The sequence below is a fragment of the Vibrio sp. V42_P2S4T144 genome, from assembly GCF_009904715.1.
Taxonomy (GTDB): domain Bacteria; phylum Pseudomonadota; class Gammaproteobacteria; order Enterobacterales; family Vibrionaceae; genus Vibrio; species Vibrio alginolyticus.
In genome coordinates this window covers 1-9,607 of the sequence record NZ_WXWS01000274.1, presented here as the reverse complement: position 1 = coordinate 9,607, position 9,607 = coordinate 1, and the positions used below count along the sequence as shown (strand labels likewise).

The following is a 9,607-nucleotide window of genomic DNA, read 5'->3' as shown; positions in this document are numbered from 1 at the left end:
TATATAAGTTGAATCAATGATCGAGCTAACAAAATCAACATAGATCGTTTCTTTTCTACTTTGCCTTTTGAGTATGATGAGAGCTCCCCTTACTCAACTTGAGAGGTTGGGAAATGCTAATAAAAGAAACAAATAATGATGAACCAGAGCTTGAAGAACAAGAGAGCTTAGACCAACACCTACAACGCTTGTCTGAGCTTTCTGTCCAAGCACTTGAAGAGCTAGCTGAAATGATCGAATTCAGGGACGATATTCCAGAGGAATAAACGTCGCTTCCTCATTAAGTTCCGCTAATAAGCCGAGACTGCCGTCCTACAGTCTCGGCTTATCTTATGTAGTTCGAAGCCTGCCTCGCAAACAGATACAAAAACGCCCGCGTTCATTGCGGGCGTTTTGTTAGATTCGAAGTTTACGATTCAAACTCTTCAATCATCTCTTGTGCTTCAGTCTTAGGCTTATCCGTTTGACCAAAACCACGCAGACCAACCACGTGTACGTGTTCGTGATCTTTAAACACCTTACGCACCAGTTTGTAGGTCGTACCTTTCTCTGGGCTGATGTTTTCAGGCGCCGCGATAAGAAGCTGCATATCCAGACGGTCACATAATTCGAACAATGTCGCGATCGATTTCGCATCCAGACGCGCTGCTTCATCTAAGAACAGCAGACGACAAGGCACAATGTCTTTACTGCGCAGGCGGCGTGATTCTTCTTCCCAGCTTTGAACAACCATCAGTAGGATTGACTGACCAGTACCGATCGCCTCACCTGTTGATAGCGCGCCAGACTCAGCCTGTAGCCAACCATCTGTACCACGGTTCACTTCTACACTTAGCTCTAGGTAGTTACGGTAATCCAGTAGCTCTTCACCCAGAACCTGAGGAGAACGTTGACCCATATCGATATGTGGGTTCACACGTTGGAACAGCTTCGCCATTGCTTCGGAGAAAGTAAAGCGAGTCGATTCAAACAGGTCTTTGTGCTGCTCTTGCTGTGTCGCTAGACCGTTCAGTAGCACTTCGTGACTTTCGCGGATCTTCACGTTTAGACGTACGCCCTTCACCTGACCAAACGAGATGTTCGACAGGCCTTGGTTCAGCATACGAATACGGTTTTGCTCGCGCTGAATCGTCTTCTTGATAATGCTCGCTACTGACTCAGAGCTGATCGCTAGACGGTTTTCACGTTGCGTTAGCTCTTCCGTTAGACGCGCCAGCTCGACTTCCATCTCTTCGATTGCTTCAACTGGGTCATCAGTACGGATGATATCCTGACGAATACGCTCACGAAGGTGTTGGTATACAGCAATATAGAACAGAACTTTACGCTCTGGACGTGCGTTATCTTCTGATAGACGCAGCGCATCACGCAGGTCGTCATTGTTCGCAACCGCTAGACGCAGCGCCCCCAATGATTTATCAGACATAGAACGCAGCTCATCCGCAGACATGTAAGCCAGTTCACGCTTGTGTAGACGACGCTCAACATCGTTCTCACGCGCTAAACGAAGTACTGAACACCAGCCAGCTTTCGCTGCAACCACGAAGGTACGCAACTCAACATATTCTTTCTGAACTTTCTTCAGGCGTTTCGCCAAGCCTTTCATCTCTAGTTCAGTAGAGGTGATCGTGCGCTCGTATTCGCTCTTACGGCTGCGAGACGTGTGTAGACGCTCGTGCAATTCGTCACGACGACGCATTGCGCGCTCTTCTGCACCTTCGTCAGCGTTCACGCCAAACTCTTGAAGCTCTTGTTTGAACTCTTGAACCGTTTCCAGTTTCGCTTGGTGTGAACTCTTCAATGAAGCTAATACTTGGTTGTATTGGTTCATTTGACCTTGCGATTGCTTCAACTCTTCACGAGAGCGAGTACGCATTTGTTCAGCTTGAACCAGTTTAGCTTTTAGCTGCTCACTCAGTTCGCTACTCTTGTTCAGTAGGTCTACTGAATCTGAGTAAGCGAAGTAGTGACGACGTTCAACGAGATCCGAGAGTGCAAAGATTTGCTTCTTAAGATCTTGTAGCCGCTCGTCTGCCGCTTTGTATTCTGCTTCTAGTGCATCGAATTGCTCTGGGTCAGCATCAAGCGCAGACGCAATATTCTCTAATTGCGCGACGGCTTTTGCATGGTTGCTTAAGAAGTTCTTCGCCTCTGCAAGCTGAGCGATTTTCTCTTCTAGCTCATCAAAACGCGCTTGCAATGACTCATCTTCAACAAGCACCATGTGTGACGCTAGCTTGTCCAGAGAAGACAACGCTTGCTTGCTGGTTTGAAGCTGAGAACGTTGTTGTTGCTCTTTCGCATCCAGATCCGCCAACACGCGAGCAATTTGGTTACGCTTATCACGAATAGTTGCCAGTGCTTGTTCTGGATCGGCGTCAAAAGCAACCTGAATGTGGTTAGACACAAATAGGTTAAACGCTTGGTACAAGCGCTGCATTTTCTGAGAATCAAATGCCGCTTTTGCGTGTTTCTCTACCACTTCTTCTCGTTCGTTACGCAGCAACTCTAGACGCTGCTCACGTGCCGCGCGGCCAAACAATGGGATCTCAGGCAAGCGAGAGTAACGCATTTGGCGATCGTTCATACGAACGCAAACCGCGCCCTCTAACTCTTCTGCATCGAACGAGCTGTCATCAAAGGCATCGATGTCACCTTCAATGATGTACAAGTCTTCTGGACAGTCGTCTAGCTCTACCAGTTTCTCTTCGATGCCTGACAAGTCAGAAACAACGATAGCGTGACGAGCCGGACCGTACATCGCACTGAAGTAAGGCGCGTCATCAATCGTGATGTCATCGTAGATCTCAGACAGCAATACACCGCCCAGCGTATCTGCCAAACCTTTCAGGCGAGGGTCGTTTGAACCACCAGGAGAAGCTAGGCGCTCAATCTCAGCGTCTAGCTGGCTACGGCGCTCAGCGAGCTTATCTTTAGCTAAAGACAGCTCCCTTTCTTGTTCAAGGACAACTTGCATGTGGTTCATTACCGCATGGCGATCCTCAAGCTCTTCACCGCTCTGCTCTCTCAGTTTCTCTAGCGCATCGTTCGCCGCAATCCAAGCTGGTGCTATTGCTTCAAGCTTACTGATTTCTGCCACCGCGTTTTGCTCTAGACGGCGCTGTTCACCACGCTGATCACGAACTTCTTCTTGAGCTATCTCTAGTGATTCGATTTGCGTCGCATGACGTTCACGTTCTTGTTCAAACGTAACCTCATCGGTTAGTTCAACGTGATATTGCTTTTTGTATTCAGCAACCAGTTCACGTGCTTGACGCTGCTGGTTAAGGCTGCGTTCGAGATCACGGTGTTGTGCTCGCCATTGCTGTTCGTTTTGTGCGATTTGTTGTGACTCACGCGCTTTCGCAATTGCGGTTTTCGCATGTTCAGACGCGTCTTTGCGCTCAACTTGACCAACAATGCTTTGTACCAGTTTAAGCGCGGTTTCAAACTGCTCTGCCGCTGCAGAAGACATGTCCAGTTTGTGCTTAACCGATAGCAACGCATTGGTGCTTTCTGACTCTTTGTTCTTAAGCTCAGAGACAAGCGCTTGAGCCGATTCCGCCGTTAGGCTGTCATCGCCAAGTAGTTGCTTCGCTTTCTCCAGCGCTTGAACTGCTTGTTGATATTGAAGGGCGCGAGTTTGCTGAACGTCAAGAGCTTGCTGGTAATCAGCAAGTTGCGTCTTAAGGCTATCCACCTCTTCTTCTGCAACGGTAGCTTGCTCTTCAGCCATCATCACGCGTTCTTGCGCTTCTTCCACTACCATCATTTGTTCTTCAAGACGCTCGCTCAGCTCTTCAAGATCTTCTTGGTAGCGTTCGATCTTCTCTTGCTGACGCAGCGCGTTTTGCACCAGTTGCAAGTGATCAGAAGCCGCTTGGTAGTCTTGCTCTAAAGAAGATTCTGATTCGATCAGCAGTTCCAGCTCTTCTTGAACGCGGTTAAGCAGATTGTTTTGCTCAATCAAGGTCTCGCGAGAACCAAATAACTCTGAACGCAAAGACAATGTCTGTTCTAGTTTTTTACGGCGCTCGTTGGCATGGCGCATATAGTCCGCTGCCACGTAGTTGGTCGACTCTGTAATCAAATGTTTGAACAAGTCACGGTCTGCTTGCGTGGTTTTGATCGCTTCTAGCGTCATGCGGTTTTCACGCAGCGCCGATTCCATATCTTGGAACGCTTTCTTCACGCCGCCGTTTTGTGGCAGAAGGTAGTCACGTAGCGAACGGGTAATCGCACTTGAGATACCACCGTAAAGCGATGCTTCGATCAGGCGGTAGAATTTAGAACGGTCACCAGAGTTACGCAGTTTCTTCGGAATCACACCGAATTCAAACATTTGCGCGTGGTAATCCACGATAGAAGAGAACGCTTTGAACTGAACGCCTTCAAATTCCGCGATCGATTCTTTTACTTCGTTGATTTGACGTACACGAGCTTGAGTCGCAGATACGCTTTCAACCAAGATATCCGTTGGTTTCACATGGCTTGGAAGACCTTGGATCACAAACGGTTTGATGTCTACTTTCTTATCACGACCCGCAACTTGCTGTAGTTTTACTGCAAACAATAGGCGTTGGTTACGTGAGTTCACCACGTCTAGCGCCGCATAACATGCGCCCGGCTGTAGCTTACCGTACAAACCTTTGTCGCGAGACGATTGGCTGCTGCCCGCTTCTGTCGTGTTACGGAAGTGCAGCAGCGTTTGGTCAGGAATCAATGCGGTGATGAACGCCGCCATTGTGGTTGATTTACCTGCACCGTTACCACCTGATAGCGTGGTGACCAGACCATCGATGTCAAACGTACGGGCAAAGAAGCCGTTCCAGTTGACCATGGTCAGCGATTGGTATTTACCGCGTTCAATCATGCTCATGCTTCACCCTCTTCTGTTGTTTCTTCTTGGGCTTGGTCGTCTTGATCTTCTTCAGACAATAAGCTGCCTTGGCTTGGCTCTTTGGTGTGCACTACTGCTTCACCATCACGGATTAGACGCAGCTGCGCTTCACGCATGTCATCGCCAATACGTACATCGGCACCAAAGCGGAATACCGCTTCACTGATGCTGAATTTACCGGTTTCACCGATGTTGATGATCATGCCTAGGCGACGCAAACGACGAAGTGACGTACGTACTTTTTCAAACAGCTTTTCTTTATCAAGGTCAGAACCAGTCGCACGGTTCGTCACTAGCTTCATCAGCTTGTTTTCGTCTGCTAGAGCAAGCAGTTCGTCGTACAGCTCTTGGTTAGTAAAGATGCCTTCGTGCGCAAGACGCTCTGGGCTTAGGTAAAGGAAACACAGTACCTTCCCCACCAGCATATCCAGTTCAGAAAGAACACTACGGCCAATCAGAGACGTTGAACGAGGACGAAGGTAGAAGAAACCTTCTGGCGCTTTCACCAATTCGGTGTTGTAGCGTTGGTAGAAAGAAGAAAGCTCAAGTTCGAAATCCGACAACAACGCGTGATTGTCTAGATCTTCACTTGAGATATGACGCCCTGCTCGAAGCATGCTGTCTAGCGCTGGGAACAGAGGGTTAGAAATTGCTTTTGCCAGATTCTCTGACATGTATTCATTAGTATCGGTCGATGACATTCGCTTGTACCTTTGCCCCAAATTCGTTGATTGCTTTCCAGTCTGGTTGAATCGCTTGGTAATCCGATTCTGAATACCCTAGACGTACAGCTTGATCGACGATAATGCGAGCTAAATCAAAATGATGAGTGTAAGGGTGCTGTGCAAGGTAATCTCGCAGTACCACACTCAAGTCGATTGGTGTGCCTTGATCTTTATGCGCTTTTAGCATGTCACCAATTCGTTCAGACAGCTCATCATTGACTTGTTGAAACTCTTCGTATTCTACTTCCATCGGAACTTGACCCGTTACCTCGTCATCACGCAGTACTAGGGCCTCATCACGAAGGTCAGAAAGCCTCTCCGCATCTGCATAAGTCAGATACCAAGGCGCATCGAAGTAATCTTTGACGGATTGACGCAGACGCGAGCTAAACGCACGGTTCTTATCCATATCGATTGCAGTACGAATAAACTTATGCACGTGTCGGTCATAACCAATCCAAAGGTCGATCGCTTGCTGGCCCCAGCTTGTGATTCGGTCTAGTTTCATTTGCAGACCAAACAAGGCTTCTTCGATAAACTCCAGCTCAGGGTCACCGTAAACAATTTCTTGAATATCGAGGATCTGAGTTTGCAGTTCATCACTGGCGGCTTGCAGCGTATCTTGAAGTTCACGCAACGTGCTTGATGTTTCTGACAGAAGTGCTTCACAGTTGTTAATCGCTTCACGCCAGTCTTTGTTAAGCAGGTCAGCAATCTGTTGTTTCACTGACTGTTGCTGCTCATCCATAACACGTTGGTTGAGATCAATTTGATCGAAGATTTCGCCTACAGAATATTTTAAAACACCGTATACGTTTTTCTTCCAGTGACCCGGTGTGCCACCTTTTTGTGCTGCCTCAATTGCTTTCGCCATTTCATCCGCTACCATGGATAGCTGGATAGATAGACGCAGTTTTGAGAACTCACGATGACGCACGTAGTAGTCGGTTATTCCTATCGCTAATGGCGACAAGCGGTAAATGCTCGCTCCGTCAGTAATCTCACTGACAAAACGGCTCATAAGACGCTGCTTAACCATCTCGTTGATCGCATTGTTCGCACGAAAAGCGGAGGCTTCGCCGGTCTCATCAAATAGTCGAGTGACGATGGCAAATGCATCATGCAGTTCACCTTCACCCAGTTCTTCATCGAACCTTTCATTACTCAGTACGGCAATGGCTATCAAAAATGCCAATCGCTCTGTGGTCAGGTTCAACGAGAAATCGTGCTGCTTAACCCAGCCAACCAGCTCATCGATTGGTTGCTCTGCAGCATTGAGAGTCATCTCACTCATTGTTATTCCTGTTTATCGTTCTTTTTAGCCCACACATGAATGTAGCGGCCTAATGAGAGGTATGGCTCTTGTCGACAAAGTTGTTTTTCTAGCGCCAACACATCTTCAAACTCGTAATCACCCATGTATTCCATATTGCCTATGTAATCACTAAATGAGCGAATACCAGATTTGCCACAAATATTAAAACCTGAATTTTCTATCCACTGGTAGACTTCTTCAGGTTTTAAGCCTTTTTGCGGCTGTAGTTTAAATCTTTTTCGGTGAGGCATGCCGTCTAATATATGAGGAATGTTGCCACAAACCACGTTTTTATAGACTAAACCGTGGTGGTTGTAGAACATGACTGATGCGATACCTCCCGGTTTTACTTGTTCAAGAACTGTTTCAAGTGCGGCCTTAGGATCAACCAGCCACTCCATCACAGCGTGGAACATAACCAGATCGACCTGTCCATCCATATGTTCACCGATGGATTGGACAGGCGAATGAATCAGGCGATACTGCTCAAGCAAACCGTTTTTTTCAATATCCTGCTTAGCCAACTGCAGCATTTCCGAAGATAGATCACATAAAGCGATTCGATGTCCGAGCTTAGCAAGCTTTTGCGACATTTGTGCCAAACCACCACCAGCGTCCAACACTTCTAGGGGTTGCTGGTCAGCATCTAATTCACTTAGAATCTGTAGAAAATCTTCCCACACAATGATTTGGCGGATCTCCCCTTTATCGGAGCCGTAAATATTTTTTGCAAATTTGTGGGCGATATCGTCGAAATTGCGGTCTTCTGTCACTTCTGCTGAGTTATCATAACGGATTGTGCCGCTATTCTGGCACAAGGAAAGCAGGAATAAAGAGGGATACCCTCATTTTTATTATCAATTGATGTTTTTTCGGACTATTTATGTATGTTTGAGCTGAAAAAAGTAGTGTCAGCCATGCTTATGCCCCTTCCGGCATTGCTGCTGATAGGCTTGTTGGGTCTTGCTCTCATTAGTTTTACTACAAAACGTAAAACTGGCTGCTTCGTTGTTCTATTCTCTTTTGTTGGCATTTTTCTTGTTGCCTTCCAACCTGTTTCAACCAAGCTTCTTATGCCGTTAGAGCGAGAGCATAAAGCCTTTTTGCCAGTTTCTGGCACCATCGACTACGTGATGGTTTTAGGGAATGGTCATGTTATCGATGACGAAATTCCACCCACCTCGCAGTTAAGCCGTGCAGCATTAATGCGCTTAACTGAGGGCATTCGTATTTTAAGAATGTATCCAGGCGCGAAATTAATCTTATCCGGCTATGCTGGCGGATCTGAAATTAGCCACGCGCGAATGATGGCGAACGTTGCCCTTGCGTTGGGAGTCGCGAAATCCGATATCATTTTATTAGAAGATGCGAAAGATACGTGGGAAGAGGCGCGTCAAGCGGCTGCATTCGTTCAACAAAAGGAGATTGTGTTAGTCACTTCTGCGAGTCACATGAGCCGTGCATTGTATGAGTTCAACGCAGCAGGCATTAAACCAATCCCAGCCCCGACCAACTTCTTAGCTATTAGCGAGATAAGTCAACCTTGGGATAAATACTCACCTAAAGCGCGTTACTTAGAACAAACAGAGCTTTATTGGCATGAGTACTTGGGCAGTATTTGGCAAAGGTTGCGTGATACTGTCGGCCAAACACCAATGGTTGAAGCAAACTAGTATTATCTTGAAGCCACAAAAAAGGAGAGCCGAAGCTCTCCTTTTTCTTTTTACGATTGAGTTATGTTCCAACTAGTCACCAGCAAACATATAGCCTTCGCCGTGTACCGTTACAAAAATCTGTGGGTTCTTAGGATCGAACTCCATTTTTGCGCGCATACGTCGAATAAGAACATCAATGGTGCGGTCATTCGGCGCATCCACTCGATGGCTGATCATGTTCAAAATACGCTCACGACTTAACACCTGGTTAGGATAAGACGATAATGCCACCAAAAGTTCATACTCTGCTTTAGTTAGTTTTACTGGCTCACCGTTGCGGCTAAGTGCGCGACGTTGAATGTCGAATGTCCACTCCCCAAAGCGCACAATGTGCTCTTCACTGGTTTCATTCGCTTTCGAGCTGCCACTGCGCGCCGCTGAAATACGCCACAGCAAGTTTTTAACGCGAACTAACAGCTCTCTCAGTTCAAAAGGTTTTGTCACATAATCGTCAGCACCCATTTCTAGGCCTACGATTTTATCAATGCTATCCGTGCGTCCTGTTACTAATATGATACCAATATCCGATTGGCTACGTAACTCACGAGTAAGCATCAGGCCGTCTTCACCAGGCAGGTTAATATCCAGCATGATCAGGTCTACATCGCCCGCTTGCAAAACTTCACGCATTTCTGCGCCACTCTCTGCTTCGCTGACTTGGTAGCCCTCATTTTGGAAATATCCCGCAAGCTTACTACGAGTTACAACATCATCTTCTACGACTAATACGTGATAGCTCATTTACACCACTTTTCTGTCTTCTTATTATCCAAGACGTATTCTATTCATAACTAGTAACATTTCTAGTCATAGATACATTAAAACGCAAGATTTAGCGTTTTTATTGATTCAAAACAAGCTTGCCCATTGCTATTAATAAACGGTCATTTTTGACCATAAAACATAACAATTATAGTTACTGCTATTCATTTTAATTGATTACACTTAGGGG

At 46.6% G+C, this 9,607-nt stretch carries 7 protein-coding genes; 2 read left to right on the top strand and 5 right to left on the bottom strand.

Annotated features, from left to right (window positions below; translation table 11 throughout):
* Positions 1 to 113: 113 nt before the first annotated feature.
* On the top strand, positions 114 to 266 hold the full coding sequence (locus tag CAG68_RS22140; RefSeq protein WP_202599902.1) for a hypothetical protein: 153 nt from the start codon (positions 114 to 116) through the stop codon (positions 264 to 266).
* A gap of 143 nt (positions 267 to 409) precedes the next feature.
* Here CAG68_RS22140 and mukB read toward each other — a convergent pair whose 3' ends face one another.
* The 4 genes from mukB to cmoM are packed head-to-tail and all read right to left on the bottom strand — an operon-like array spanning position 410 to position 7,713.
* A complete protein-coding gene (gene mukB, locus CAG68_RS09385; RefSeq protein WP_031778995.1) occupies positions 410 to 4,873 on the bottom strand; it encodes a chromosome partition protein MukB in 4,464 nt (1,487 codons plus the stop codon).
* Positions 4,874 to 4,875: 2 nt separating this feature from the next.
* The gene (mukE, locus tag CAG68_RS09380) at positions 4,876 to 5,601 is read right to left on the bottom strand and encodes a chromosome partition protein MukE (RefSeq protein WP_005378379.1); all 726 of its coding nucleotides are present in this window, start codon (positions 5,599 to 5,601) and stop codon (positions 4,876 to 4,878) included.
* The gene (mukF, locus tag CAG68_RS09375) at positions 5,582 to 6,919 is read right to left on the bottom strand and encodes a chromosome partition protein MukF (RefSeq protein WP_017634722.1); all 1,338 of its coding nucleotides are present in this window, start codon (positions 6,917 to 6,919) and stop codon (positions 5,582 to 5,584) included. The genes mukE and mukF overlap by 20 nt, the downstream gene beginning before the upstream one ends.
* Positions 6,920 to 6,921: 2 nt before the next feature.
* Positions 6,922 to 7,713 carry a tRNA uridine 5-oxyacetic acid(34) methyltransferase CmoM gene (cmoM, locus tag CAG68_RS09370; protein WP_025766915.1) on the bottom strand — a complete coding sequence of 264 codons (792 nt, stop codon included), beginning with the start codon at positions 7,711 to 7,713 and terminating at the stop codon, positions 6,922 to 6,924.
* Between the two features lie 114 nt (positions 7,714 to 7,827).
* On the opposite strand from cmoM, the gene elyC reads away from it, so the two are divergent.
* Positions 7,828 to 8,613 (top strand): envelope biogenesis factor ElyC, encoded by a 786-nt coding sequence (gene elyC / locus CAG68_RS09365; protein ID WP_005387893.1) that lies wholly within the window; start codon positions 7,828 to 7,830, stop codon positions 8,611 to 8,613.
* A gap of 72 nt (positions 8,614 to 8,685) precedes the next feature.
* Here elyC and torR read toward each other — a convergent pair whose 3' ends face one another.
* The gene (gene torR, locus CAG68_RS09360; protein WP_005378370.1) at positions 8,686 to 9,396 is read right to left on the bottom strand and encodes a two-component system response regulator TorR; all 711 of its coding nucleotides are present in this window, start codon (positions 9,394 to 9,396) and stop codon (positions 8,686 to 8,688) included.
* Positions 9,397 to 9,607 lie beyond the last annotated feature (211 nt).

Bases quoted from the DNA above. Each gene is read 5' to 3' on its own strand.
- elyC (WP_005387893.1), top strand. From the start codon at position 7,828: ATGTTTGAGCTGAAAAAAGTAGTGTCAGCCATGCTTATGCCCCTTCCG.
- CAG68_RS22140 (WP_202599902.1), top strand. From the start codon at position 114: ATGCTAATAAAAGAAACAAATAATGATGAACCAGAGCTTGAAGAACAA.
- mukF (WP_017634722.1), bottom strand. From the start codon at position 6,919: ATGAGTGAGATGACTCTCAATGCTGCAGAGCAACCAATCGATGAGCTG.
- mukE (WP_005378379.1), bottom strand. From the start codon at position 5,601: ATGTCATCGACCGATACTAATGAATACATGTCAGAGAATCTGGCAAAA.
- mukB (WP_031778995.1), bottom strand. From the start codon at position 4,873: ATGATTGAACGCGGTAAATACCAATCGCTGACCATGGTCAACTGGAAC.
- torR (WP_005378370.1), bottom strand. From the start codon at position 9,396: ATGAGCTATCACGTATTAGTCGTAGAAGATGATGTTGTAACTCGTAGT.